This is a genomic window from Mycobacteroides franklinii (assembly GCF_001853795.1).
GTDB lineage: Bacteria > Actinomycetota > Actinomycetes > Mycobacteriales > Mycobacteriaceae > Mycobacterium > Mycobacterium franklinii.
In genome coordinates this window covers 1,853,770-1,878,520 of sequence record NZ_MLIK01000019.1, presented here as the reverse complement: position 1 = coordinate 1,878,520, position 24,751 = coordinate 1,853,770, and the positions used below count along the sequence as shown (strand labels likewise).

Sequence of the window (24,751 nt, the reverse complement as noted above, 5' to 3'; positions counted from 1 at the left end):
TGCAGCTATCCCGGATCTAACTGACCGAGCTCACCGGTTCGATCGGCAGACGCCGCAGCGCGCCGGGAGCACCGGCCGGGACCACAGGGTGCGCCGGGGGCACCGGCGCCATCCGCTGATAGGGCAGACCCTGCTCCGGGCGCAGATCTATCTCGCCCTTGTTGGGCCACAACGACGCCGCCCGTTCGGCCTGCGCGGTGATGCTCAGCGACGGGTTGACGCCCAGGTTCGCCGAGATCGCCGCGCCGTCCACCACGTACATGGTCGGGTAGCCATACACCCGGTGGTAGGGGTCGATGACGCCATCTTCGGGGCTCGTCCCGATGACGGCCCCGCCCAGGAAGTGCGCGGTGAGCGGGATGTTGAACAGCTCGCCCCAGGTGCCGCCCGCGACGCCGTCGATCTTGGCGGCGAGGCGCCGAGTCGCTTCGTTGCCCGCGGGAATCCAGGTGGGGTTGGGCTCACCATGGCCCTGCTTGCTGTCCAGGCGCCGCCAGAACAACGTCTTCTTGGTGAACGTGGTGATCGAGTTGTCCAGGTGCTGCATGACCAGCGCGATGACGGTGCGCTCACTCCACTGCGTCACGTTGAGCATGCGCATGGTGCCCCGCGGATCCGCACGCGCGGCCTCGATGAGCTGGCGCCACCGCGACTTCTCGCCATCGCCATCGGTCATCAGGGTCTGCAGCAGGCCCATCGCGTTGGAGCCCTTGCCGTACCGCACCGGCTCGATGTGCGTGTCGCTGGTCGGGTGGAACGAGGACGTGATGGCCACACCGTGGGTGAGGTCCAGATCGTCCTTGTACTCCAATCGTCCTGCACCGACGATGGATTCGGAGTTCGTGCGGGTCAGCACACCCAGACGCTGGGAGAGCTTGGGCAGCAGGCCCTTGTCCTTCATCTTGAACAAGAGGTTCTGCGTGCCCCAGGTGCCGGCGGCCAGCACCACGTGCTTGGCCGTGTAGGTCTTGCGCTGTTTACGCAGCCAGCGGCCGGTGGACTTGGTGGACACCCGCCAAACCCCGTCGGCACCCTGCTGCACCGCGGTGACCGTGGTAAGCGGAATGACCTGGGCGCCAGATGATTCGGCCAGTCCGAGGTAGTTCTTGACGAGGGTGTTCTTGGCGCCGACCCGGCATCCGGTCATGCAGGAACCACATTCGGTGCAGCCCACCCGGTCGGGGCCGGCACCACCGAAGTAGGGATCGGGCACCTTGACGCCGGGTGTCTTGGCGCCATCGGGGCCGAAGTACACGCCCACGGGGGTCGCGACAAAGGTGTCGCCGGCTCCCATGTCGTCGGCGACCTCCTTGATGAGCCGGTCGGCGTCGGTGAAGGTGGGGTTCTTGACCACGCCGAGCATCCGCTGGGCCTGCTCGTAGTGCGGTGACAGCTCGGCCCGCCAGTCGGTGATGCCCTTCCACTGCGGGTCCTTGAAGAACGGCTCCGGCGGCACGTACAGGGTGTTGGCGTAATTCAGCGAGCCACCGCCGACCCCGGCACCCGCCAGGATCATGCAGTTGCTCAGCAGGTGGATCCGTTGAATCCCGAAGCACTTGAACATGGGCGCCCACAGAAACTTGCGCAGATTCCAGGACGTCTCGGCGAATTCCTCGTCGGAGAACCGGCGACCGGCTTCCAGGACACCTACGCGATAACCCTTTTCGGTCAACCGCATGGCGGTGACGCTTCCGCCGAATCCGGATCCGACGATGAGCACGTCGAAGTCGGTGTCTGCTTCAGGTTTTACAGGGACTGCTACCGGTGATGACATCGTTGGCCTACCTCCGCATGGTCACGTTACCGACCAGTATGGAATACAACGAGGGGGGTATTGTAAATTAGGTCACCCTAAGTAGACACATGTCTAAGAGTTGACGGTCAGCCCGACCTTCTGAAATTCCTTGAGATCGCAGTATCCGGACTTGGCCATCGAACGGCGGAGCCCACCAACAAGATTCAAGGTGCCAAACGGATCATCGGACGGGCCGCCGAGCACCTCGCTCAACGGCGGCCGCTCCCCCACCGCCACCTGCAGCAGCGCGCCACGAGGCAACGAGGGATGCGCGGCGGCGTTCGGCCAGAACCATCCGTCACCGGCGGCCTCCTGCGCCGCGGCCAGGGGGGTCCCCAGCACCACGGCGTCGGCACCACAGGCGATGGACTTCGCAAGATCCCCCGAGGTGTGGATGTCGCCGTCGGCCAAGACATGTACGTACCGGCCGCCGGTCTCGTCCAGATATTCGCGGCGGGCGGCCGCGGCATCGGCGATGGCGGTCGCCATCGCGACACTGATGCCCAGCACCTCTCCGCTGGTCGTCGCGCCCGCGGTCTGCCCGTACCCGACGATGACGCCCGCGGCTCCGGTCCGCATCAGGTGCAGGGCCGTGCGGTGATCGATCACGCCACCGGCGACAACGGGGATATCCAGCTCGGAGATAAAGGTTTTCAGGTTCAGCGGCTCGCCGTCGCGGGCCACCCGTTCGGCCGACACGATGGTGCCGTGGATGACCAGCAGATCGATACCCGCGGCGATCAGATGCGGGGTGAGCAGCTGCGCGTTCTGCGGGCTCACCCGCACCGCCGTGGTCACGCCGGCCCCACGCACCTCGGTGATCGCCGCCGCCAATAGCTCCGGATCGATTGGCGCCGAATGCAATTGCTGCAACAGACGGATCGCGGCGGAGGGCTCAGGCTCCTTCTGCGCAACCTCGACCACCTCGGCGATGCGGGCCTCGACATCAGCGTGCCGGCCCCACAGCCCCTCACCGTTGATGACGCCGAGCCCACCGGCCTTACCGAGTTCAATGGCGAAACGCGGCGAAACCAGCGCATCGGTCGGATGCGCCACCACCGGAATCTCGAATCGGTAGGCATCGAGCTGCCACGACGTCGACACGTCCTGCGATGAACGCGTGCGGCGTGCCGGGACAATGTTCACGTCATCGAGTTCGTATGTGCGGCGGGCGGTTCTGCCCATGCCGATTTCGACGAGGTCACGCATGTTGGCTTCCTTTACCGTGCCGAGGTGTTAACGCACGTAGTAGTTCGGCGCTTCGGCCGTCATGGTGATGTCATGCGGATGGCTCTCCTTGAGCCCCGCCGCGGTGATCTGTACGAACTGAGCGCGCTGAAGCTCCTCGATGCTCGACGCCCCGGTGTACCCCATGGCAGCCCGCAGGCCACCCGTCAGCTGATGCATGACCGTCGACAACGGGCCACGGAACGGAACCCGGCCCTCGATGCCCTCGGGCACCAGCTTGTCCTCGGACAACACGTCGTCCTGGAAGTAGCGGTCCTTCGAGTAGCTCCGTCCGGTGTTCCCGGCCGCGCCGCGTCCCTGCATGGCACCCATGGAACCCATGCCGCGGTAGCTCTTGAACTGCTTGCCGTTGACGAAGATCAGTTCACCGGGCGACTCCGCCGTACCCGCCAGCAGCGACCCGAGCATCGTCGTGGATGCACCGGCGGCCAACGCCTTGGCGATATCGCCCGAATACTGCATGCCGCCGTCGGCGATCACCGGAACACCGGCCAGGTGGCAGACCGCGGAGGCCTCCAGAATCGCGGTGATCTGCGGTGCGCCGACACCGGCCACCACGCGGGTGGTGCAGATAGAGCCTGGGCCCACACCGACCTTCACCGCGTCGGCGCCCGCCTCGATGAGCGCCGCGGCACCCGAGCGGGTGGCGACGTTCCCGCCGACCACGTCGACGCGCTCGCCCACCTCGGCCTTGAGCTTGCCGACCATGTCCAGCACCTTGCGGTTGTGTGCGTGCGCGGTGTCCACGATCAGTACATCGACACCCGCGTCCACGAGCGCCATGGCCCGCGTCCACGCGTCATCGCCCACACCGACAGCCGCGCCGACCAGAAGCCGTCCGTCGCTGTCCTTGGTTGCATTGGGGTGCTGCTCGGTCTTCGCGAAATCCTTGACGGTGATGAGGCCGGTCAGGCGACCGTCGCCGTCGACGATGGGCAGCTTCTCGATCTTGTTGCGCCGCAACAGCCCTAGCGCAGCGTCGGCAGTCACTCCCTGGCGCGCGGTGATCAGCGGCGGCTTGGTCATCACCTCGGCGACCGGCTTCGACAGGTCGGCCTCGAACCGCATATCCCGGTTGGTGATGATCCCCACGAGTGCGCCCTGCGGGTTCACCACCGGCAGACCGGAGATCCGGAACCGTGCACACAGCGCGTCGACCTCGGCAAGGGTGTTCTCGGGCGAGCAGGTCACCGGGTTGGTGACCATGCCGGCCTCGGACCGCTTGACGGTCTCGACCTGCCCGGCCTGATCCTCCAGCGACAGATTGCGGTGCAGCACACCCATGCCGCCGGCACGTGCCATCGCGATGGCCATCCTGGCCTCGGTCACGGTGTCCATCGCCGAGCTGACCAGCGGGACGTTGAGTCTGATCCGTTTGGTCAGCTGCGAGGAGGTGTCGGCGCCGTTCGGCAACACATCCGATGCCGCCGGCAGCAACAGCACATCGTCGAACGTCAACCCGAGCATGGCGACCTTGTGCGGGTCGTCGCCGCCGGTGTGGACGGACCCTGCCGCAATGGTCATTCGAGCCTCCATGCCAGATAGCCGTCGTATACATCCCAGGGGTGATATGGGAAGGAGTGCATCCATCCTATCGGCTCGCTCCGGCTCCGATATCCAAGGATATGTGCTCGGACATACCCCACGTGAGCTGGCGCACGAACCGGCGAACTGCGTACTCTAAGAGTGTGCGCGACCACTTTCCGCCGGGATTGCCACCGGACCCGTTCGCCGACGACCCCCACGATCCGTCGGCCGCGCTCGACGCGATCGAGCCTGGTCAGCCGCTCGACCCGCAGGAGCGGATCGCGGTCGAAGAGGATCTTGCGGACCTCGCGGTCTACGAGGCATTGCTGGCCCATAAGGGAATCCGCGGCCTGGTGGTTTGCTGTGACGAATGCCAGCAGGATCACTATCACGACTGGGACATGCTCCGCGCGAATCTGCTGCAGCTGCTGGTCGACGGTACCGTCCGCCCGCACGAACCGGCTTTCGATCCCGAGCCGGAAGCATATGTGACCTGGGATTATTGCCGCGGATACGCCGATGCCTCACTCAACGAGGCCGCCACGGACCGCGACGGATTCCGCTGATCTTTCGCTTTTCGGCCTACCCGCCGACGTGCGAGCCCGATCCACTTCCCTGATTCGCCGACCCGCCTCCCGGATTGGCCGGAGCCACCGGAGCTGACGTCATCACCGGCATGTGCCGTGACGGGCCGTCGGCGCCCGAACCCGCGTTCCCGCCGCTGCCCGGATACCCGTGGATGTTCCCCGAACCCGGGGTGTTGACGGGTGCCTGATAGTTCGGCACCGGGTTGTCGGGAGTACGGGTAATCGGCGTCGGAGCTTCGATCGTCGTCGGCGCGGTGATCACTGGAGTGTCAACAACTCCGGGCCGAGTGGTGACGATGGTCACCCCTTCCGGAGTCGTCGGGACGGTCACGATGGACGCAGTCGACGGCGCCGTAGTGCTCGCGATCACTCCGGGGGCAGAGACGGTCGTGGTGGGCACGGAGGGTGCCGTCGTCGTGAGCGTCACGCTGGACGACGTCGAGGTGGACGGGGTCGACGTGATCGCCGACGTGGAGCTCGGCGGCGTCGTGGTGGCCGACACGGTGGTCGACGTGGACGTCGGGACGGATGTGGACGTGGAACTCGTCGACGTAGAGCTGGAGGCGCTCGTCGATGTCGAACCGCTTGTCTCCGTCGTCGACGTGGACGTGGACGATGTCTCCGACGTCGTGGTCGATGACGTTGTCTCGGACGTGGTGGTTACCGGCGTCGTCGAGGTCGTGGAACTGGTCGTGCTCGTGATGGGTGCGATCGCCGGCGGCGACAACATGATGCGCGGCGTCTCGGTCACCATCTCCGGCGGCACGGTCGCCTGCGGGTTCTTGGCGTCGATCCTGACTTCGGCCTGCTGCACCCGGCTGGCCAGCTCGGCTTTCTGCTGGGCGTCGCCCACCTCGTTGACGCGCGCGGCGGCAACCCCGAGCTGCTGCTGCGCCCCTTCCCAATCTCCTTGGGAGATAAGCTTTTCCACCTGCGCGAGTTCGGTTTGCGCCGAGAGCACCACCGGGTCCGTGCGCACCGTCGGGCCCGTGCCGAACAACGAGGTGCGCAGCCCATACAAGGCGTCACCGGGATGCGACTGGTACACGGCCGCACCGAATCCGCCGAACAGCAGTGTCACAGCCGCGGCCGACCCCACCGTCGTGGCCAGCAGCCGTGAACGGCCACCACGGTCGCGCAGTGCGTTACGCGCCTGCCCGAGTGTAGGTTTCGCCGGCATCGGATCGCGCCCGACATCCTCGCGCCAGGCCGCCAACATCATCGCCACGGCGTACTCGTCGGAATCGGACGTGGCCACCGGCAGATCCGCCGCGATGGCGTCGATCATCCGGTTGGTGCGCCGCAGCGCCGCCAGGTCTTCAGGCCCCTCGTTCTCTTGCCAGCCTTGCGGGCCGGGGAACCATCCGCGTCCATCAGCCACGGTGATCACCCGCCCGAGTCATCTCTGCCTTGAGTTTCTGCAGTGCCCGATGCTGCGCCACCCGGACCGCACCCGCACTGCTGCCGACCGCGTCGGCGGTCTCCTCCGCCGACAGGCCGACAACCACACGCAAGATGAGGATTTCGCGTTGCTTCTCGGGCAGCACCTCCAGCAGCGCTTGCATGCGCCGCGAGGATTCGGAGTTCAGCGCCTCCTGCTCGGGGCCCGCATGGCGGTCGAACTGCTCCGGCAGGGTCTCGGCGGGGTCGGACTTGTCGCGGGCCATCGCGCGGTGCGCATCGGCTACCTTGTGTGCAGCGATGCCGTACACGAAGGCCAGGAACGGGCGTCCCTGATCTTGGTAGCGAGGCAGCGCTGCGATCACCGCGAGACACACCTCCTGCGCTACGTCGTCTGCGGAGAGACCACTTCTTTCCGCCGTTCCAACTCGAGCGCGGCAATATCGCACCACGACGGGCCGGATGGCACTAAGTACCTCAGAGAGCGCGTCGCGATCGCCTTTGACGGCAGCAGCAACGACGTCGTCGAGCCCGCTCTCCGTACTTGTCATCGACTGCGCATTCCCCAGCGTTACGTGTGGTGCACCGTGGTGGTGCTGTCACCTAGGACAATAGCGTTGGACATCAGGGGGCAGCGCATTTAGTCCACCACCTCGAGGCGCCAACGCCCACCCGCGCGGGCTATCCACGCGGCACATTCGCGGCGAACAGCAACGAGGTCTTCACGAGGTTGTCCCGCCCCGTCGGACGACGGCAGACCGGACAACATGGCAGCCAGCGCCCAACGCAGCGGCACCAGCTCATTCAGTGTCGCGGCCTGCAGCCCGCGCGCGGCGACAACCGCCGATTCATTCATATCGCCGACGCTGCTGAGCGCCGCGGCCAGCACCATCGCCGTCTTGACCTGGTGTCTTACCGAAGGCACGTCACGCGCGAGCTGCTCGGCCGTGCGGGCGTACCGCAGCGATCGCTCCCCGTCGCCGGACACCATTGCCAGCTCGGCGTGCACCCAGGCCAACCGCAGGGGTAGGCGCCATGGCCACCGAACGTCACCGCGCGCGGATAGCGGCTCGGCCCGTTCCAGTAACGCGTGAGCAAGCGGAAATCGCCCCAGTCCCAGCGCATCCGCCGCCAACCCCACGAGCGCATCGGACCGCGCCTCGGCGTCAGTGCCGGCCAGCGTCAGTGCGCGCCCATCCAGCCCGCGCGCGTGCGTATGCCAGCCGAGCTGACGCACGAGTGAGGCGCGTGTACTCAGCGCCAGCGAGGCAAGTCTGCCGGGGCGCGATGTCACGATGCCGCTCAATTCGGCGTGCGCCGCCGCATAGCGCCCCGCTCCACCCAGCGCGACGGCACGAAACCAGGCATCCTCAGGTGTTGAAGCGCGCGGCAGCGGCCACGTAGCTGGACTCGGACCGAAGGCGGCATTGCTGAGCACGGCTGTTTCGGAGGTAAGGGAAGTCACCATGGGAGCGGCCACCGTACCAATTCCGTCAAATATGGCGTTAACAGTTGATGCTGCGGATGTTAAATCGATGTCAACCGGACCTGTGAACACTTCACCAACACAGCATTAAGGAAACGGAAAACCCACGGCCAAAACCCGCTGACCACGCAGGTGAGCGACCGCTACGTACCAGTCATGAGCAAAGACGATGAACGTGATGTTAATTCTGGACCTAATGCCCTGATGTTGCCATGATCATCGCCTATTGACTGGATTTCTACCGCGCACCTACGTTGTGTACACCGCTTGTCATTGGCGACACGTTTGGTGCAACTTCACTCACGCGCAGGTCGACTGCGCGCGCAGCGAGAGGGTTAACCACATGCCGCAGCCACAGCAGTTGCCTGGGCCCAACGCAGATATTTGGGATTGGCAGATGAAGGGCGTTTGCCGAGGAGTCGATTCGTCGGTCTTCTTCCATCCCGACGGTGAACGCGGCCGTGCCCGCGCACAGCGGGAGATGAAGGCCAAGGAGATGTGCCGGGCGTGCCCGGTGCTGGTGCAGTGCCGCGCACACGCGCTGGCCGTCGCCGAGCCGTATGGAATCTGGGGCGGGCTCTCGGAGTCCGAACGTGAACTGATTCTGCGCCGCGGAGTACGCCGCACCGCGTAATACGCTGAGCAGACGTCGGGCCCCCGCACCCAGATGGTGGCGGGGGCCCGACGTTTGCGGGGGCCTTTAGGTAACGGGGCCCGCCGGCTGGTCATCGACCTTCCAGTTGAAGAAAATCTGCGATCCCTGCACATCGGTGGTCCTGACGGTGACCCCGATCGTCTTGCCCTCGCCGTCGACGACCGCACACCGCTGAGTGGCACCCTTCTCACCCTTCAACGCCCCGTCGCAGCTGACGCTGCCGACAGTGACACCGGCCTTCTCCTTGATCGCGTCCTTGAGCCCGGCCTCCAACTTGGCCTTGGTGAGCTCAGGGGAAGACGACCCCACGCTGAAGTGCGCCTCGCACCCCGAGAGCAGCAGCCCGGCCAGAACCAACGCCGTCAGCCGCGACATGTGACGAGCCATCTGCTTAGTAAACCCCCGTTTTAGGCCCCCCACACAGTCTTGTACGGGCCCCGTTGCCACAAAACGCAAGACGCCCCCGACCCGTGGGCCGAGGGCGTCTGCATTGCTATCTAGTGGGCGTGACCGTGGTGACCGTGACCGTGGTCGGCCTCCACGGCCGGCTTCTCCACGATGCTGGTTTCGGTCGTCAGGATCATCCGCGCCGCAGACGCCGCGTTGATGACGGCCGAGCGGGTCACCTTCACCGGATCGATGACGCCGTCGGCGATCAGGTCGCCGTACTCCAGCGTCGCCGCGTTGAAGCCGTGCCCGGCATCCAGCTCGGCCACCTTGCTCACCACGACGGCTCCATCCAGTCCGGCGTTGGTGGCAATCCAGAACAACGGCGCGGACAGCGCGGCTTCGAACACGTCGACACCCTTGGCCTCATCGCCCTTGAGCTCGACACGCAATCCGTCCAGCGCCGAACGAGCCTGCACCAGGGCGCTACCGCCGCCGGCTACGATGCCCTCTTCCACGGCAGCCTTGGCCGCCGCCACGGCGTCCTCGACGCGGTGCTTGCGCTCCTTGAGGGCGGTGTCGGTGGCAGCACCCACCTTGATCACCGCAACACCGCCGGCCAGCTTGGCCAGACGCTCCTGCAGCTTCTCGCGATCCCAGTCCGAGTCGGTGGTTTCGATCTCCGCCTTCAGCTGCGCGACACGCGCCTTGATGGCCTCCTCGGAACCGCCACCGTCGACGATGACCGTCTCGTCCTTGCTCACCACGATGCGGCGGGCGGTGCCCAGCACCTCGATGCCGACCTCACGCAGCGACAGGCCCACATCGGGATTGACCACCTGAGCGCCGGTCACGATCGCCAGGTCCTCCAGGAACGCCTTGCGGCGGTCACCGAAGAACGGCGCCTTGACCGCGACGGCCTTGAGGGTCTTGCGGATCGCGTTGACGACCAGGGTGGACAGCGGCTCGCCCTCCACGTCCTCGGCCACGATCAGCAGCGGCTTGCCCTCCTTGGCCACCAGCTCCAGCAGCGGCAGCAGGTCCGGCAGCGAGCTGATCTTGTCGCGGTGCAACAGCACCAGCGCGTCTTCCAGGATCGCCTTCTGCTCGTCGAAGTCGGTCACGAAGTACTGCGACAGGTAGCCCTTGTCGAACTGCACACCGTCGGTGATGACGAGCTCGGTGTTGATGGTCGAGGACTCCTCGACGCTGACGACACCGTCGCCGCCGACCTTGGTCATGGCCTGGCCGACCAACTCGCCGATCTCGGGATCGCGCGAGGACACGGTGGCCACCTGCGCGATGGCGTGCTCGCCGGACACCGGCGCGGCCACTGTCAGCAGCCGCTCGGACACGGCGTCGGCGGCGCGGGCGATACCGGTGCCGAGCTCGATCGGGTTGGCACCCGCGGCCACATTGCGCAGACCGGCCTTGACCAGTGCCTGCGCCAACACCGTGGCCGTGGTGGTGCCGTCACCGGCAACGTCATTGGTCTTGGTGGCCACCGACTTGAGCAGCTGGGCGCCCAGGTTCTCGAACGGATCTTCCAAGTCGATATCGCGGGCAATGGTGACGCCGTCGTTGGTCACGGTGGGCCCGCCGAATGCCTTGGCCAGCACCACGTTCCGTCCGCGTGGACCGAGCGTGATCTTGACCGCGTCGGCCAGCTTGTTGACCCCGGCTTCCAGGGCGCGGCGCGCGGTCTCGTTGAATTCGATCAGCTTGCTCATGTGTTCTCTCTAGTCGGCTGATTCAGCACTGGACAGGTTTGGGCAAAACGCGTGCCGCCCCGGAAACGCCTGTGATACAGGTGGTTTCCGGGGCGGTCACAGGGTGTTACTTGCTAACGACAGCCAGCACGTCGCGAGCCGACAGGATCAAGTACTCCTCGCCGTTGTACTTGATCTCGGTGCCGCCGTACTTGCTGTAGATGACGACGTCGCCCTCGGACACGTCCAGGGGGATCCGCTTCTCGCCATCCTCATCCCAGCGGCCGGGGCCAACTGCGACGACGGTGCCTTCTTGCGGCTTCTCCTTGGCAGTGTCCGGGATAACCAGACCGGAAGCGGTCGTGGTCTCGGCCTCATTGGCCTGCACGAGGATCTTGTCCTCGAGTGGCTTGATGTTCACGGCCACAGTGATCCCTTTCCCTCTCAGGGTGGCTCGGTGGGCCTGGTGCCCATGAGCCTGGATTGTCAATAGATGTTTCGGCGGCCGGATGAGTGTCGCGTCGTCGTCGCGGGTGCCGACACGACGTCAACCGATCGCCATCTAGCACTCTATACATGAGAGTGCCAGCGCTCAAGAGTGGGCCGTGACCTAACCGCTCAAGGCACCCGGATCCATGAGCAGATGGGCCGACACATCACCGACCATCTCGACATCTACCCGCCGCGAGCTGAAATACCACCCGTGCTCGTCGCGGCCGAAGGTGTCGCGGTATCGGCCCACGACAATCGCCTGCAGTGGCAGCTGTTCGGTGGCCTGCACCACGCAAAACGTCGATCGGGCCGAGGCCGTGCCGTCGCCGCCGACGTCGACGATCGGGTTGAGCACCAAGTGCCGGGTGCGCGGCATGCCACCGGTCTCCCGATAACGGCGGGTGGTGGTGACGAAGAGCTTGGTGATCGCCGAGGCACCGGACACACTCCCCTGTTCCCCGCCGAACGAACCGCGACCAAGGAGCTCGCCAACCCCGCCGAAATCGCCCGCGTCCATCAGCTCGGCGTATCGGTACAGCAGATCGGTGATCGCGAGCCGGTCGGCGATGCTCACCGAACCTGACCCTTCACCACGGGTAGCCCAGGGTCCGCCGCGGCCTGCAACGAGGACGGCTGCGCGCCCGCGGCCACCAGGTGCGCCGCGAAGGAGGCGATCATCGCGCCGTTGTCGGTGCACAACCGCGGTGGGGGCACCCGCAGTGTCACGCCGGCCTCGGCGCACCGCTGCTCGGCCAATGCACGCACCCGCGAGTTGGCGGCCACACCACCGGCGATCAGCAGGGTCGACACCCCCAGCTCGGTGGCCGCGCGCACCGCCTTCATGGTCAGCACGTCGGCCACCGACTCCTGGAAGCCCGCGGCCACATCTGCGGGAGAGAAGTCCGGATATTTTTCGACATATCGGGCCACCGCGGTCTTGAGCCCCGAGAAGCTGAAGCTGTGCCTGTCGTCGCGCGGCCCCGTCATGCCCCGCGGGAACAGAACCGCCGACGAATCACCGTGTTGTGCAAGCTCGTCGAGGACCCTGCCACCCGGATAACCCAGCCCGAGTAGCCGCGCCACCTTGTCGTAGGCCTCACCGGCGGCGTCGTCGACCGTGGCGCCGAGCTCCTCGATGGGCTCGGCCAGCGACCGCACGTGCAGCAGACTGGTGTGTCCGCCCGAAACCAACAGGGCCACGCATTCGGGCAGTGGCCCGTTTTCGTAGACGTCGGCGGCGATGTGCCCGCCGAGATGGTTCACCCCGTAGAACGGCACACCCCAGGCCAGCGCGAGACCCTTGGCGGCGGAGACCCCGACAAGCAGCGCACCCGCCAGGCCCGGCCCGATGGTCGCGGCGACCACATCGGGCTTCTGCACCCCCGCGATGTCCAGCGCACGCCGCACGGTGACACCGAGCGCTTCCAGATGTGCGCGCGAGGCGATCTCGGGCACTACCCCGCCGAAACGTGCGTGCTCGTCGACGCTGGAGGCGACCTCGTCGGCCAACAGCACCACCGACCCGTCGGGGGTCAGCTCGGCGATACCCACTCCGGTTTCGTCGCAGGAGCTTTCGATGGCGAGGATGACTGTCATAGCAGCGTCAGCCTATTTCACTGTGCCGTGTGCAGGGCGTTTCATGGTGAAGGCATCGGCTCCGCTGCCCGGGTAATACCGCTTGCGCAGGCCGACGGTCTCAAACCCGGTGCCGTGATACAGCGCGATCGCGGCCTCGTTGTCGGTGCGGACCTCCAGGAACACCGGGCCCGGATCCTGGTCGGCGTGCGCGAGCAACGCATCCAACAGACGCCGTCCCAAGCCCTGTTTCTGGTAGGCGAGATCCACCCCGATGGTGTGGATCTCGTACTCCGGCTCCTGATGTCCCAAGCGGGAGATGCCGCCGTACCCCACCAGCGTGCGTCCGTCCCTGGCCGCGAGATAGAAGACGTGCGTCGCGGCGAGCTCGGAGCGGAAGGCCGACTCCGGCCACGGATCATCGCCCTGAAACAGGATCGCCTCGAGTTCGGCGCACCGACGGGCATCGCGGCGGCGCAGCGGGCCGAGCTCGATGGTCATCGGCCGGGTTCTTTGGCGTCGGGGCGACGCAGATACAGCGGAGTCAGGGCACCCGGGGGCCCATCCCAGTCGGCCACCTGGACCAGCCGGGACGGCGACGGGTACTGACGGTCCAGCACCGGAAGATCGAAAAGCGTTGTGTGATCCGGTGATCCGGCTACCTGGGCGTAACCCTGGACCGATACGTCTGCCGGCGCATCGACGGCTGGGCCGCTGATGCGCGCACCATCGCGATATCCGGCCCAATACACCTCACGTCGGCGGGCGTCGGTGACGACCAGTACGCCGCCGGTGGTGCCGTAGCCGATGGCATCGAGGGTGCACACCGGGTACACCGGGATGTCCAGCGCCAGGCCCATGGCTGCCGCGGTCGCCATGCCGACGCGCAGTCCGGTGAACGGGCCCGGACCACAACCCACCACGATCCCGCCGAGCTCGCCGACCCCGACGCCTGCATCGGCACATGCCGCTGCGATGTTCGGCGTGAGAGCCTCGGCATGGCCCCTGGCGCCCATGGTGATTCGTTCGGACAGCGGCTGCACCGATCCATCGGGTGCGCGCCTCACCAGCCCCGCCGTGATGGCGGGGGTGGCGGTGTCCAGGGCAAGTATCACGCTCACGGTTCACGGCTCCAATGCCAGGTTGCGGTGCGCTCATCGGAGTCGACGGCGCGTTCCAGCCGGATGTCCAGGTGGTGTGCCGAGAGCCGTTCGGCCAGGCCTTCTCCCCATTCGACGACGACCACCGAGTCGTCCAGCTCCGTGTCGAGGTCCAATGAGTCCAGTTCGCCCAGCAGGTCCGCACTTTGGTGTTCCAGCAGCCGGTAGACGTCCACATGCACCAACGTCGGCGCCCCCGGCTGCCGCGCCTCGTGGACCCGCGCCAGCACATATGACGGCGAGGTGACCGGACCATCGACGTCCATGCCCTGCGCAATCCCCTTGGTCAGTGCGGTCTTTCCCGCCCCCAGCGGCCCGCTGAGTACGACGACGTCACCCGCGACGAGGACGCGGCCGATGCGTGCGCCGAACTCCAGCGTGTCCTGCAGTGTCGGCAAGGCGACGCTTCCCGATTCGTCGATCAACGGCCGGTCCGATCGCGCAGACGCTGCTTGATGGCGGCGAAAAGTGTTGGTGTCGAACGCCTGACAAGCCGGTCAATACCGTCGTTGACGATTCCCGGATGTTCCAGCTGCACGAGGTGCCCCGATTCGCGCACCAGGATCAGCTCATTATGGCCGCTGGGACCCAATTGCGCTGCCATGGATTCTGATTGGGCGTACGGGGTGAGCATGTCGGTGTCGCCGCATATCACCAGGCTGGGCAGTGGCGCGATGGTCGGCAGCGCCGCTGTCTCGTCGTGCTCCTCCAGCGCGCGCAGGAAATCCACGATGGTGGTGACGGGCGTCTGGTGAATCATCCGCTCGCTGAACCTCACCAGCGTGGGACTCACCCGCTGGCCCCCATACGACGCGGCCTGCAAGACCGGGCCCACGAGTGATTTGACGGCGCCGCGCCCGTGGTGAGCCGGCCGCGGCGCGTAATGCACGGCCGTGCGCAGCACGCGCAGCGCCGGATTGCGCAATCCCGCGCCGATCGCGGTGTGTGAAAGACCTTCGGCGGCACTGGCGATCAGGCCGACCCCGACGATCCTGCGGCCATACTGCTCGGGGTGGCGCCCGGCGTGCGCCAGGATGGTCATGCCGCCCATCGAGTGCCCTACCAGGACCGCGTTGCCCCGCGGCACCAGCACGCGCAGCACCGACTCGAGGTCGTCGCCGAGTTGTCGGATGGTGCACGACGCCGGGGCGGGTAGGCCCGAACGCCCATGTCCGCGTTGGTCGTAGAAGACCATCCGGACATTGTCGCCCCAGCGGCTCGCCAGCTCGCGGCGCTGGAAATGAAAGGACGCCATCTGCAGACAAAAACCGTGCACGAACACAACGGTCAGTGGCGCGTTTGATGGTCCCACCTCGCGAACCGCAAGCGGGATACCGTCATCGGTCATCACGATGCTGCCGCGATCGGTCTCCAGCAGATCGAAATCCTCACCGCGATAGGGGTCATCGAAGCTGCGTCGACCGATGGAGCGTGCGGTGCCGACACCGGCCACAGTGACCACGGCACCGATCCCCGCGACACCGGCCAGCCAGGCGTTCGACTTATTGCTCAACGGTCCTGGAATCCCGGTACGTCCGCACCACCCGGCCCCGTGGGCCGGTGACCACTTCGTAGGCGATGGTGTCGAGCAGCTCCGCCCATTCCTGCGCTGTCGGCTCACCCGCCGCACCCGGCCCGAAAAGCGTTGCGACATCGCCGGCTTGCACTCCGGCCCCGTTGTCACCCAGATCGACCACGAACTGGTCCATGCACACCCGCCCGATGTTCGGGTATCGGCGCCCGCCGATGGCCACCTCGAAACGGTTGCCCAGTCCGCGGACCACGCCATCGGCATAGCCGAGCCCGATGAGCGCCGCGTTGGTGTCGCGTGGGGCGGTCCACACGTGCCCGTAAGAGACCCCCTCACCGGCCCGCACCGGCTTGACCGAGGACACCGCACACGTCAGCGACATCGCCGGGATCAGCTCGGTCTCCACGGCCCCGGGCATCGGGTTGATCCCATAGACCGCGATACCCGGACGCACCATGTCGTACCGCGTATCGGGACGGGTCAACGTGGCCGCCGAATTCGACAGATGCGCCAGCTCGTAACGCAACCCAAAGCTGCGCGCCACCTCGAGCGCGTCGTTGAACCGGCCGATCTGCATGTCGATGGTGGAGTTGCCGGGCTGATCGGCATACGCGAAGTGAGACATGATGCCGCGCACCCGGATTGACTCCTCGGCCTGCGCCTTGGCCAACGCCTCGAAGAGATCGCGGGTGTACTCGGCCGGCACTCCGTTGCGGTTGAGCCCGGTGTCCACCTTGATGCACGTGATCGCCTGTCGCCCGGTGGACCGCGCCGCCGTGAGCAGCTCACCGAGCTGATCGAGCGATGAAATCGCGACCTCGACATCCGCGTTCAGCGCGGCGGCGTAGTCGGCTCCCGGTGCGTGCAACCAGGCGAGCAGTGGCGCGTCGATACCGGCGGCACGAATCTGCAGCGCCTCGGTGACGGTGGTGACCCCAAGCTCGTCGGCCCCAGCAGCCAGCGCGGTACGCGCCACCCGCACCGCGCCGTGCCCGTAGCCGTCGGCCTTGACCACTGCCATGAGCCGGGCCGGGCCCGCGTACTCACGCAGCAACCGCACATTGTGCGCGACGGCACCCAGGTCGATGACCGCCTGTGCGGTCGTCTCGCCTGTGTTCGGCGGGAGGCCGCCCGTAGTCGTCGAAGTCGTGGTCACCGGCTCCATTGTCCCATCCGCTCGCTAATGGGCGAACGGCTGCACCTCGTCGAAGTGCCCATTGGGTTTCAGCTCGTCCAGACCCTTGAGCACGGTGATGAGGTCATCGCGCAGCGCCCTGGCCAGGTCGCCCGAGAAGCCCTCGCGCACGACCACCCGCAGCACCGCGGTATCGGTGACGTCGTCGGGCATGGTGTACGCCGGAACCTGCCAGCCGAAGGCACGCAACGAATGCGAGATATCGAACTCGGTGTACGGGTGATTGCCCTTCAGCCGGAACGACACCACCGGGATCGCCGAGCCGTCGGTGATCACCTCGAAATGCTCGCTCTTGCCCAGCTCATCACCGAACCAGCGCGCGGTCTCGGACAGGGAGCGCATCACCTGGGCATATCCGGCCCGGCCCAGTCGCAGGAAGTTGTAGTACTGCCCCACCACCTGATTGCCCGGCCGGGAGAAGTTGAGGGTGAACGTCGGCATGTCACCGCCCAGGTAGTTGACCCGGAACACCAGCTCTTCCGGCAGGTGTTCCTTGCTGCGCCACACCACGAAGCCGATTCCGGGATAGGTCAGGCCGTACTTGTGCCCGCTGACGTTGATCGACACCACCCGCGGCAGCCGGAAGTCCCAGTGCACTTCGGGGTGCAGGAACGGCACCACGAAACCGCCACTGGCGGCATCGACATGCACCGGCACATCGGGCTTGCCGGGCGTGGCGGCGAGGTTGTCCAGTGCGGCGCAGATCTCGGCGATCGGCTCCAGCTCACCGGTGAAGGTGGTGCCCAGGATGCCGACGACACCGATGGTGTTCTCGTCCACCGCATCAAGCACTTGCTCGGGCGTGATCACGTACCGGTCCTTGGCCATCGGCAGATACCGCGGCTCGACATCGAAGTACCGGCAGAACTTCTCCCACACCACCTGCACGTTGGAACCCATCACCATATTGGGCGTGCGCCCCTTCCCGTCGTCACCCACCTTGGCGCGCCAACGCCACTTGAGGGCCAGCCCGGCGAGCATCACCGCCTCACTGGATCCAATGGTCGACACCCCCACCGCCGACGACGGGTCCTCGGTGGACAGATCTTCGGCGTGAAACAGGTCGGCCACCATGGCCACGCATCGCGACTCGATGGCGGCGGTCGCCGGGTACTCGTCCTTGTCGATCATGTTCTTGTCGAACGTCTCGGCCATCAGCTTCTCGGCCTCGGGATCCATCCACGTCGTGACGAAGGTCGCCAGGTTCAGCCGGGAGCTGCCGTCGAGCATCAGCTCGTCGTGAATGAACCGGTACGCGGCCTGCGGGTCCATCGGCTCATCGGGCAGCCGCAGTGCCGGGATGGGTGCCGTGGACAATCGGCCGGTATAGGCGGGGCTGAACAAAGAGGCGTTGATCTTGCCGGCATGAGCCGAGAGGCGGAACTGATCGCGGGTATTCGACATAAGCCGATTCTCACCCTATTTCGGCGATTGCCCACCGTAGATGTCCAAGAAGACGGGAAGCCGAAATGGGAGCTTTACCCGGACCCGGGTCTGCCGCGGCGGCAGCAGCCGCGCGCGCGTGCACGTAAGCCCCCATCGCGGCGGCCTTGTGCGCCGGAATTCCCGCCGCCAGCAGCGTCCCGATCACCCCGGCAAGCACGTCACCCGAGCCCGCGGTCGCGGCCCACGAACCATGGGCCCGATTCAGATACGCCGTCCCATCCGGCTGGGCGATGACGGTGACGTTCCCCTTGAGAAGGACCGTGGCCCTGAGCCGTGCGGCCAGTGACCGCGCCGCACCCACCCGATCGGGACCGGGAGGTGCGCCGGCCAACCGGGCGAACTCACCGGCGTGCGGGGTCAGGACGGTGGCCGCGGCGCGCGATGCCACCAGCTCGGTCAGATCGTGATGCTCGGCCAGGATCGTCAGGGCATCGGCGTCGACGAGGACGGGCAGGCCACCCGACAGCACCCGGCGCAGGGTTCGCGTCTGACGCTCGGCGGTTCCGTACCCCGGACCGATTACCCAGGCCTGCACCCGGCCGGCAGCCTCTTCCGTCTGCGTGGCGATCGTTTCCGGCCAGTGCGAAACCACCTCGGCGGCAGCCGTTCCCGCGTAACGAACCATCCCGGATGTCGCGGCGACGGCAGCACCGGAACACAGCACGGCCGCTCCCGGGTAGGTGCTCGATCCGGCCAGCACGCCCGTGACGCCCTGCGTGTATTTGTCGTCGGCCGGTCCGGGGATCGGCCACGCGGCCGCCACATCGTGGGCATCCAGTTCCCGCAGGGTCGACGCGGGCAGCTCCAACCCGATGTCGATAAGCCGGACGTCACCGCAATCACCAAGAGCGTGAACGGGTTTGTACCCACCGAACGTCACCGTGACCGCGGCGCGAAAGGCCGGGCCGTCCACCACCCCGGTGTGCACGTCGACGCCGCTGGGAATGTCCACCGCGATCACCGGTATGCCCGCGGCGGTGACCGCATCGGCGATCTCGGCGGCACCGGGCCGCAGCGGGCCGGTACCGGAGATGCCTACCACGCCGTCGACGACGAGGTCGGTGTCAGAGGGCACTGCGGACACCACCCGGCCGCCGACCTTACGAAACGCCGTCAGACCGTCACGGTGGGCCCGATCGGGGTTCAGCAGCACGGCGCTGACCGACACGCCACGCCGACGCAGGAACGTCAACGCCCACAAGGCGTCTCCCCCATTGTCCCCAGAACCCACGATGGCGCATACGCGGCGCCCGGCCACCACACCCGCACGCCGCGACAGCTCGCCCGCGATGACCGTGGCCAGTCCATATGCCGCGCGCCGCATCAGCGCCCCGTCCGGCAGGGCAGCCAGCACGGGGGCTTCGGCGTCTCTGATCTGTTGGGCGCTGTAGTAGTGCCTCATCACGCTATCTTCGCCGAGAACGCGTAATGCACGCTGTTCCTGCGGCTTTTGCGCGCACCGTGTCGTTCGGATCCAGAGCTATTCGACGGTGACCGATTTGGCCAGGTTCCGCGGCTTATCCACGTCATACCCGCGAGCCTGCGCGACCGCCGCGGCGAAAACCTGCATCGGAATCGTGGACAGCAGCGGTTGGTACAGCGTCGATACGGCGGGAATCTCGATGAGATGGTCCGCGAAGGGGCGGATCGTCTCATCGCCCTCTTCGGCGATGACGATCGTCCGCGCTCCGCGAGCCTGAATCTCACGGATATTGCTCAGCAGCTTCGAGTGCAGCAACCCCATGCCCTTGGGTGACGGCATCACCACGATGACCGGCAATCCCTCTTCGATCAACGCGATCGGCCCGTGCTTGAGCTCGCCGGCGGCGAAACCTTCGGCGTGCATGTACGCCAGTTCCTTGAGCTTGAGCGCACCTTCGAGCGCCACCGGGTATCCGACGTGGCGCCCCAAGAACAGGATGCTGGAGGACTGCGCGTACTGCCGGGCAAGATCGGCGACCGGATCCATCGTGGAGATCACGCGCTGGATCAGCTCCGGCATGGCCTCCAGCTCGTGGAACTCACGGGCCACCTCGTCCGGGTACTTGGTCCCGCGGGCCTGCGCCAACGCAAGGCCCACAAGGTAATTGGCCGTCACCTGCGCCAGGAAGGTCTTTGTGGCGGCCACACCGATCTCCGGCCCGGCGCGGGTGTACAGCACCGCATCGCACTCACGGGGAATCTGCGAACCGTTGGTGTTGCAGACGGCCAGCACCTTGGCCTTCTGTTCCTTGGCGTGCCGCACCGCTTCCAGGGTGTCCGCCGTCTCACCGGACTGCGAGATGGCCACCACCAGCGTGCTGCGATCCAAAACCGGATCACGGTAACGGAACTCGCTGGCGAGTTCGATTTCCACGGGCAGCCGCGTCCAGTGCTCGATGGCGTACTTGGCCAGCAGCCCAGAGTGGAAGGCCGTGCCGCAGGCCACCACGAACACCTTGTCGATATCGCGCAGCTCCTGATCGGAGAGTCGCTGCTCGTCGAGCACTATTCGGCCAAGGTCGAAGTGGCCCAACAAGGTGTCGGACACCGCGGCGGGCTGCTCGGCGATCTCCTTGAGCATGAAGTACTCGTAACCGCCCTTTTCGGCGGCCGACAGATCCCAATCGATCTTGAACACCCGCGCGTTGTCGGTGTCGTCATTGCCGTCGAAGTCGGTGATGCGGTAACCGTCCGCGGTGATGACGACAACCTGGTCCTGCCCCAATTCGACAGCATCCCGGGTGTATTCGATGAACGCGGCGACATCGGATCCGAGGAACATCTCACCGTCGCCGATGCCGACAACCAGCGGGGTGGACCGGCGGGCGGCCACGATCGTGCCCGGGTCGTCGGCGTGGGAGAAGACCAGAGTGAAGTGCCCCTCCAACCGTCGCACCACGGCCTGCACCGAGGCCACGAAGTCACCCGCGGTGTCCCCGGATTCGTACTGGCGCGACACCAGGTGCACGGCCACCTCCGAATCGGTGTCGCTGGCGAACTCGACGCCGGCGGCCTCCAACTCGGCCCGCAGCGCCGGGAAGTTCTCGATGATCCCGTTGTGGACCACCGCGACCTTGCCGGTGGCATCACGATGCGGGTGGGCGTTGCGGTCGGTAGGGGCACCGTGGGTGGCCCAGCGGGTGTGCCCCATCCCGGTGGTCGCGGCGAAGGATTCGCCGGATTCGGCGATCGCGGACTCCAGGTTCGCCAGTCGGCCGGCCTTCCGCTGCACCAGCAGCCCGCCGCTGCCGTCGGCCAGCGCAACCCCCGCGGAGTCGTAGCCGCGGTACTCGAGCCGCCGAAGCGCCTCAAGGACGACACCAAGAGCGTCCCGGTGGCCGACGTACCCGACGATTCCGCACATAGCCCACCAGGGTAGTTCAGTTCCCGCTGCGGTCCGCAACGCCGGCGATCAGCTACGGTCATGCAATGGTTGTCGGTCTTCGCGCAAGCGGCTCATCCCATGGCTAGCACCCGCACCCTATTCAAAGCCCTGACCCGCCGTGGTCCGCACAAGGTTCTGCGCGGCGACCTGGCCTTCGCGGGGGTGACCGGCGTCGTCTACACACCGGATTCGGGCTTCAATCTGCCTGCGGTGGCGTTTGGCCACGACTGGCTGACCGGTACAGACAAGTATCGAGGGACCCTCGAACACCTCGCGTCCTGGGGAATCGTCGCCGCCGCCCCGGACACCGAGAAGGGGTTGATCCCGTCACACCTGAATCTGGCTGCCGACTTGGCCACAACACTCGAGATCGTGACTCGGGTGCGCCTCGGCGACGGCAAGATCAGCGTGCATCCCACCAAGCTGGCACTCGCCGGTCACGGCCTGGGTGCCTCCGCAGCGGTCTTCGCGGCGACCCGGACCCCGGCCCTGGTGGACAAGAAAAATCGGCCGGTGGGCGCCAAGGCCGTGGTGACCCTGTTTCCCAGCGGGACGCAGCCGCCGGTGGAGAACAGCGCGGCCGGCTTGACCGTCCCCGGGCTCGTGGTGACGAGCACCGAGGACGCGCAGTCGTTGCGATCCAATGCCGTGGCTCTCGCGCACGCCTGGCCGGGCGGCGAGCTGCGCTGTATCGCGAAGGCGAAATCCGGTGGCCTACCCGAACACAGCTGGGTCCGCCGATTCGTCGGCCTCGGCGGTTCTCACCGCGCCACCCAACGCAATACCCGCGCCCTGCTGACCGGCTACCTGCTGTTCCAGCTGGCGGGCGACAAACGCTACCGAGATTTCGCGGACACCGCCGCGGAGCTGCCGAACACCTCGCTGCCCGCGGCGGCCGAGCTGGAGATCAGCGACCTCGACCGTATGCAATCGCTGCTGAGATAACTCAGCGCCGCCACTGCTGCCAGCGGTAGACGTCGTCCTCGTCGAAATCGGATTCGGTCAAGTAGATCTGCGTGGGCATGCGAAATTCGTTGGCGGCCTTCACCGTCGTCGCGGCGACTTGTTCCTCGGGCACCGACTCCCCGTGCGCCGCGTCGGCCTCGTCACGCAACTGATCAAGCGTGCTCTCGAAGTCCGCGACGATGCCCGCCAGCGCCTCGGTGATGTCGATCATCGTCCGGCCTTGGGCAATTCGTCCGCGGCGATCTCGCAGGGCGTCTCCCCCGCGTCAGCCTTGGCGGCCTGGGGTTGTGCCGACGGAGTGTTGGGTCCGACCGACGGCAAGGGGGACGGCTGCTGCTCGGCATGCTGAGCCGGCGCCGGCTGCTGAGTCTGGACGGGATGCGGGGCCACCGGAGCCGTGGAACCCGTGGACTGCGCCGCTGGCATCCCACCGGCGGCGGGCGGAACCGTGCCGGGCGGTGTGGCACCAAACGGCGCACCCGGGGTGGTCTGACCGGGGGTGCTGGGCGGTGTGGCCTCTAGTCCGCCGGCACCCGCGAGCTGGACTCCCGGTGCCGGCTTGCCGTCCGTCGCGAAGGTGCCCCCGGCATCGGCACGCGCCTCGTGAATGGCGGCATCCTTGGCCGCCGCCATCTTGGCGTCCGGATCCTTCTTGTCGGCCTTGTCGGCGCGCCCGTCCTTGCCCTCGTCCTTCTTGTCGGCGGCTTCGTCGGCCGTACCGTCGAGTTTGTCCCCGGGATTGCCGTCGTGTCCCCCCATCTGGTCGAACGGGATGTTGGAGAGGCCTTCGGTGATCGCGCTGACGATTCCGCTTGCCGCCTGGCCGACGGAGCTCAGCGCACCCGTGAGAGCACCGGTGACACCGCTGATCATTTGACTCGGGTCCATGCCCTGCTGGCCCTGACCCTGACCGGCACCCTGCTGTTGCCCGGCGTTGGACATCTGGCCACCCTGATTGCCCATCGCGGACGCCGGTGTGGCCGTGCCCTGCATGCCGCCACTTGCGGTGCCACTGGCCGCTCCGCCACCTCCATCGGAGCTGCCACCGGCGCCCTGGTCGTTCGTGACGCGTTTTTTGACTTTGTCCTTGTCCTTGGGCGGAGTCGAATCGTCGGCGGAGTCCGCCTCCGGGCCAAACACACCAGGCGGCAACTTGAATCCGGGAGGCAGCTTCGACTTCAGCCCATTGATCAGAGTGTCGTAGGCTCCGCCTCCGGCCCGCCACGCGTTCTTGAGGGCGGGCAGCAACTGGCCCTCGACGTTGTTCTTGACGTGCGGACCGATCATGGTCGCATTGGTCTCATCGGCTTTCGACTTATCGCCCGTGCCGGTCTTGTAGGTCGCGACGGCGCTGTCGAAATGCGCGCGATCGGTCACCAGCCCGTCGACCATGGTCGAGGCCTGCTTCTTCAGATCGACGATGTTCCACAAGGCGTTCCGCAGCCCGTCCAGACCCGTGGACACCTTCCCGAATTCGTCGGTCACCGAATCGGCAGTCGAATTGTGGGTCTTCAGAAAGTCATTCGCGGCCTCAGAGCCCTTGCCTTCCCACAAGCCGACGAGCTGCTGCAGCTGTCCGTGCTGACGTTCGGCGGCGGCCTTCATGGTGGCTGCCGCGCTCTTGAACAGCTCAAGATCCGCACCGAGCTTGTTCAAATCCATGCCGGCATCCATGTCGTACCAATCGAACAGCTGGCGCTCGTTGGCAGTCAGATCAGGGTTCGTGATCGTGACAGGAGACTTGCCGTTGCCCCGGATCGCGGCGGTGACGTAGTTCTGCGAGTTCGCAATTGCCGCCAGCCCCTCGCCGCGCAGCGCCTCGATATCCCACTTGTTAGCCATAGACGCGAGTCACCTTCTCCGCGGTCTTGGCCTCTTGCTCGGCATACCGTTGCGCGGTCGCACGAAGCTGTTCGGCGATCGCGGTGTTGGTGCGATGCCAGTCCTCAAGATGGGTCACCACTTCACGCAGTCCACTCCTGACGTCGTCTCCCTTGGCGGTGTGCCACCGCCCGGCCGATGCCCCACCGAAGGACAAACCGCGCAGCTGCTCAATTGCTTTTTGCAGCTCACCGGCTATGTTGTCGAACTCTCCGGCGACCCCCTGGACACCAGCGACGTCGATCCTGGTTTTTCCCATACTGACTACGACGGGTACCTACCGATTCCGGTTCCATCTTTTTTCACCGATCTGTGGCTCACAGCATCTTCCCGTTCAACCGCT

Annotated in this window: 25 protein-coding genes; 3 read left to right on the top strand and 22 right to left on the bottom strand. The window is 66.4% G+C overall.

The genetic code is table 11. The features are described 5' to 3' along the window. Positions 1–16: 16 nt before the first annotated feature. From BKG76_RS16750 to guaB, 3 genes are all read right to left on the bottom strand, one after another. Positions 17–1,774: an FAD-dependent oxidoreductase gene (locus BKG76_RS16750; protein WP_070938600.1), complete on the bottom strand. Its 1,758-nt coding sequence runs from the start codon at positions 1,772–1,774 to the stop codon at positions 17–19. 93 nt (positions 1,775–1,867) lie between these two features. Continuing rightward, positions 1,868–3,004 carry a GuaB3 family IMP dehydrogenase-related protein gene (locus BKG76_RS16745; protein WP_070938599.1) on the bottom strand — a complete coding sequence of 379 codons (1,137 nt, stop codon included), beginning with the start codon at positions 3,002–3,004 and terminating at the stop codon, positions 1,868–1,870. A 27-nt stretch (positions 3,005–3,031) separates the two neighbouring features. Then, positions 3,032–4,567, bottom strand: a complete 1,536-nt coding sequence (gene guaB, locus BKG76_RS16740; RefSeq protein ID WP_030096781.1) for an IMP dehydrogenase — start codon at positions 4,565–4,567, stop codon at positions 3,032–3,034. 164 nt (positions 4,568–4,731) lie between these two features. On the opposite strand from guaB, the gene BKG76_RS16735 reads away from it, so the two are divergent. Beyond that, positions 4,732–5,136: a DUF5319 domain-containing protein gene (locus BKG76_RS16735; RefSeq protein ID WP_005056069.1), complete on the top strand. Its 405-nt coding sequence runs from the start codon at positions 4,732–4,734 to the stop codon at positions 5,134–5,136. Positions 5,137–5,152: 16 nt separating this feature from the next. Here BKG76_RS16735 and BKG76_RS16730 read toward each other — a convergent pair whose 3' ends face one another. From BKG76_RS16730 to BKG76_RS16720, 3 genes are all read right to left on the bottom strand, one after another. Further along, positions 5,153–6,538, bottom strand: coding sequence for an anti-sigma-D factor RsdA (locus BKG76_RS16730; RefSeq protein WP_070939300.1), 1,386 nt, complete (start codon positions 6,536–6,538; stop codon positions 5,153–5,155). Beyond that, positions 6,531–7,109 carry a sigma-70 family RNA polymerase sigma factor gene (locus BKG76_RS16725; protein WP_070938597.1) on the bottom strand — a complete coding sequence of 193 codons (579 nt, stop codon included), beginning with the start codon at positions 7,107–7,109 and terminating at the stop codon, positions 6,531–6,533. The genes BKG76_RS16730 and BKG76_RS16725 overlap by 8 nt, the downstream gene beginning before the upstream one ends. 89 nt (positions 7,110–7,198) lie before the next feature. Continuing rightward, positions 7,199–8,026, bottom strand: coding sequence for a hypothetical protein (locus BKG76_RS16720; RefSeq protein WP_070938596.1), 828 nt, complete (start codon positions 8,024–8,026; stop codon positions 7,199–7,201). Between the two features lie 361 nt (positions 8,027–8,387). Here BKG76_RS16720 and BKG76_RS16715 point away from each other — a divergent pair, with 361 nt between their 5' ends. Beyond that, entirely contained in the window at positions 8,388–8,678 is a 291-nt protein-coding gene (locus BKG76_RS16715) for a WhiB family transcriptional regulator (protein WP_005056056.1), read from the top strand. 66 nt (positions 8,679–8,744) lie between these two features. Here BKG76_RS16715 and BKG76_RS16710 read toward each other — a convergent pair whose 3' ends face one another. From BKG76_RS16710 to glmS, 13 genes are all read right to left on the bottom strand, one after another. Continuing rightward, positions 8,745–9,074, bottom strand: a complete 330-nt coding sequence (locus tag BKG76_RS16710) for a DUF4333 domain-containing protein (RefSeq protein ID WP_070938595.1) — start codon at positions 9,072–9,074, stop codon at positions 8,745–8,747. Between the two features lie 122 nt (positions 9,075–9,196). Next, a complete protein-coding gene (gene groL, locus BKG76_RS16705; RefSeq protein ID WP_070938594.1) occupies positions 9,197–10,816 on the bottom strand; it encodes a chaperonin GroEL in 1,620 nt (539 codons plus the stop codon). 106 nt (positions 10,817–10,922) lie between these two features. Further along, positions 10,923–11,222, bottom strand: coding sequence for a co-chaperone GroES (gene groES / locus BKG76_RS16700; RefSeq protein WP_005056050.1), 300 nt, complete (start codon positions 11,220–11,222; stop codon positions 10,923–10,925). 183 nt (positions 11,223–11,405) lie between these two features. Beyond that, on the bottom strand, positions 11,406–11,861 hold the full coding sequence (locus BKG76_RS16695; protein WP_070938593.1) for a nuclear transport factor 2 family protein: 456 nt from the start codon (positions 11,859–11,861) through the stop codon (positions 11,406–11,408). After that, entirely contained in the window at positions 11,858–12,883 is a 1,026-nt protein-coding gene (gene tsaD, locus BKG76_RS16690; protein ID WP_070938592.1) for a tRNA (adenosine(37)-N6)-threonylcarbamoyltransferase complex transferase subunit TsaD, read from the bottom strand. Before tsaD ends, BKG76_RS16695 begins: the two co-directional genes overlap by 4 nt. 12 nt (positions 12,884–12,895) lie before the next feature. Next, positions 12,896–13,363 carry a ribosomal protein S18-alanine N-acetyltransferase gene (rimI, locus tag BKG76_RS16685; protein ID WP_070938591.1) on the bottom strand — a complete coding sequence of 156 codons (468 nt, stop codon included), beginning with the start codon at positions 13,361–13,363 and terminating at the stop codon, positions 12,896–12,898. Beyond that, a complete protein-coding gene (tsaB, locus tag BKG76_RS16680) occupies positions 13,360–13,983 on the bottom strand; it encodes a tRNA (adenosine(37)-N6)-threonylcarbamoyltransferase complex dimerization subunit type 1 TsaB (RefSeq protein WP_070938590.1) in 624 nt (207 codons plus the stop codon). Before tsaB ends, rimI begins: the two co-directional genes overlap by 4 nt. Next, entirely contained in the window at positions 13,980–14,447 is a 468-nt protein-coding gene (gene tsaE, locus BKG76_RS16675; RefSeq protein ID WP_070938589.1) for a tRNA (adenosine(37)-N6)-threonylcarbamoyltransferase complex ATPase subunit type 1 TsaE, read from the bottom strand. The genes tsaB and tsaE overlap by 4 nt, the downstream gene beginning before the upstream one ends. Continuing rightward, the gene (locus tag BKG76_RS16670) at positions 14,444–15,535 is read right to left on the bottom strand and encodes an alpha/beta fold hydrolase (protein ID WP_070938588.1); all 1,092 of its coding nucleotides are present in this window, start codon (positions 15,533–15,535) and stop codon (positions 14,444–14,446) included. Before BKG76_RS16670 ends, tsaE begins: the two co-directional genes overlap by 4 nt. Further along, positions 15,525–16,718, bottom strand: coding sequence for an alanine racemase (alr, locus tag BKG76_RS16665; protein WP_070938587.1), 1,194 nt, complete (start codon positions 16,716–16,718; stop codon positions 15,525–15,527). Before alr ends, BKG76_RS16670 begins: the two co-directional genes overlap by 11 nt. A 15-nt stretch (positions 16,719–16,733) precedes the next feature. Next, positions 16,734–18,152, bottom strand: a complete 1,419-nt coding sequence (locus tag BKG76_RS16660; RefSeq protein ID WP_070938586.1) for a glutamate decarboxylase — start codon at positions 18,150–18,152, stop codon at positions 16,734–16,736. Between the two features lie 10 nt (positions 18,153–18,162). Continuing rightward, on the bottom strand, positions 18,163–19,596 hold the full coding sequence (locus BKG76_RS16655; RefSeq protein ID WP_070938585.1) for an NAD(P)H-hydrate dehydratase: 1,434 nt from the start codon (positions 19,594–19,596) through the stop codon (positions 18,163–18,165). Positions 19,597–19,674: 78 nt separating this feature from the next. Beyond that, entirely contained in the window at positions 19,675–21,540 is a 1,866-nt protein-coding gene (gene glmS / locus BKG76_RS16650; RefSeq protein ID WP_070938584.1) for a glutamine--fructose-6-phosphate transaminase (isomerizing), read from the bottom strand. Positions 21,541–21,639: 99 nt separating this feature from the next. Here glmS and BKG76_RS16645 point away from each other — a divergent pair, with 99 nt between their 5' ends. Beyond that, the gene (locus BKG76_RS16645; protein WP_070939299.1) at positions 21,640–22,506 is read left to right on the top strand and encodes a dienelactone hydrolase family protein; all 867 of its coding nucleotides are present in this window, start codon (positions 21,640–21,642) and stop codon (positions 22,504–22,506) included. A gap of 1 nt (position 22,507) precedes the next feature. Here BKG76_RS16645 and BKG76_RS16640 read toward each other — a convergent pair whose 3' ends face one another. From BKG76_RS16640 to BKG76_RS16630, 3 genes are read right to left on the bottom strand one after another with little or no spacing between them, the layout of a single operon-like run. Next, on the bottom strand, positions 22,508–22,738 hold the full coding sequence (locus BKG76_RS16640) for a hypothetical protein (RefSeq protein WP_070938583.1): 231 nt from the start codon (positions 22,736–22,738) through the stop codon (positions 22,508–22,510). Further along, positions 22,735–24,369, bottom strand: a complete 1,635-nt coding sequence (locus tag BKG76_RS16635; protein WP_070938582.1) for a hypothetical protein — start codon at positions 24,367–24,369, stop codon at positions 22,735–22,737. Before BKG76_RS16635 ends, BKG76_RS16640 begins: the two co-directional genes overlap by 4 nt. Further along, positions 24,362–24,667 (bottom strand): WXG100 family type VII secretion target, encoded by a 306-nt coding sequence (locus tag BKG76_RS16630; RefSeq protein WP_070938581.1) that lies wholly within the window; start codon positions 24,665–24,667, stop codon positions 24,362–24,364. Before BKG76_RS16630 ends, BKG76_RS16635 begins: the two co-directional genes overlap by 8 nt. Between the last annotated feature and the right edge of the window lie 84 nt (positions 24,668–24,751).

What these genes read in the sequence shown, in the direction of transcription:
- tsaD (WP_070938592.1), bottom strand. Translation starts at nt 12,883, where the DNA reads ATGACAGTCATCCTCGCCATCGAAAGCTCCTGCGACGAAACCGGAGTG.
- BKG76_RS16710 (WP_070938595.1), bottom strand. Translation starts at nt 9,074, where the DNA reads ATGTCGCGGCTGACGGCGTTGGTTCTGGCCGGGCTGCTGCTCTCGGGG.
- glmS (WP_070938584.1), bottom strand. Translation starts at nt 21,540, where the DNA reads ATGTGCGGAATCGTCGGGTACGTCGGCCACCGGGACGCTCTTGGTGTC.
- groL (WP_070938594.1), bottom strand. Translation starts at nt 10,816, where the DNA reads ATGAGCAAGCTGATCGAATTCAACGAGACCGCGCGCCGCGCCCTGGAA.
- BKG76_RS16715 (WP_005056056.1), top strand. Translation starts at nt 8,388, where the DNA reads ATGCCGCAGCCACAGCAGTTGCCTGGGCCCAACGCAGATATTTGGGAT.
- BKG76_RS16655 (WP_070938585.1), bottom strand. Translation starts at nt 19,596, where the DNA reads ATGAGGCACTACTACAGCGCCCAACAGATCAGAGACGCCGAAGCCCCC.
- rimI (WP_070938591.1), bottom strand. Translation starts at nt 13,363, where the DNA reads ATGACCATCGAGCTCGGCCCGCTGCGCCGCCGCGATGCCCGTCGGTGC.
- BKG76_RS16635 (WP_070938582.1), bottom strand. Translation starts at nt 24,369, where the DNA reads ATGGCTAACAAGTGGGATATCGAGGCGCTGCGCGGCGAGGGGCTGGCG.
- BKG76_RS16725 (WP_070938597.1), bottom strand. Translation starts at nt 7,109, where the DNA reads ATGACAAGTACGGAGAGCGGGCTCGACGACGTCGTTGCTGCTGCCGTC.
- BKG76_RS16745 (WP_070938599.1), bottom strand. Translation starts at nt 3,004, where the DNA reads ATGCGTGACCTCGTCGAAATCGGCATGGGCAGAACCGCCCGCCGCACA.
- BKG76_RS16640 (WP_070938583.1), bottom strand. Translation starts at nt 22,738, where the DNA reads ATGATCGACATCACCGAGGCGCTGGCGGGCATCGTCGCGGACTTCGAG.
- BKG76_RS16630 (WP_070938581.1), bottom strand. Translation starts at nt 24,667, where the DNA reads ATGGGAAAAACCAGGATCGACGTCGCTGGTGTCCAGGGGGTCGCCGGA.
- alr (WP_070938587.1), bottom strand. Translation starts at nt 16,718, where the DNA reads ATGGAGCCGGTGACCACGACTTCGACGACTACGGGCGGCCTCCCGCCG.
- guaB (WP_030096781.1), bottom strand. Translation starts at nt 4,567, where the DNA reads ATGACCATTGCGGCAGGGTCCGTCCACACCGGCGGCGACGACCCGCAC.
- BKG76_RS16660 (WP_070938586.1), bottom strand. Translation starts at nt 18,152, where the DNA reads ATGTCGAATACCCGCGATCAGTTCCGCCTCTCGGCTCATGCCGGCAAG.
- BKG76_RS16720 (WP_070938596.1), bottom strand. Translation starts at nt 8,026, where the DNA reads ATGGTGACTTCCCTTACCTCCGAAACAGCCGTGCTCAGCAATGCCGCC.
- BKG76_RS16750 (WP_070938600.1), bottom strand. Translation starts at nt 1,774, where the DNA reads ATGTCATCACCGGTAGCAGTCCCTGTAAAACCTGAAGCAGACACCGAC.
- BKG76_RS16645 (WP_070939299.1), top strand. Translation starts at nt 21,640, where the DNA reads ATGGCTAGCACCCGCACCCTATTCAAAGCCCTGACCCGCCGTGGTCCG.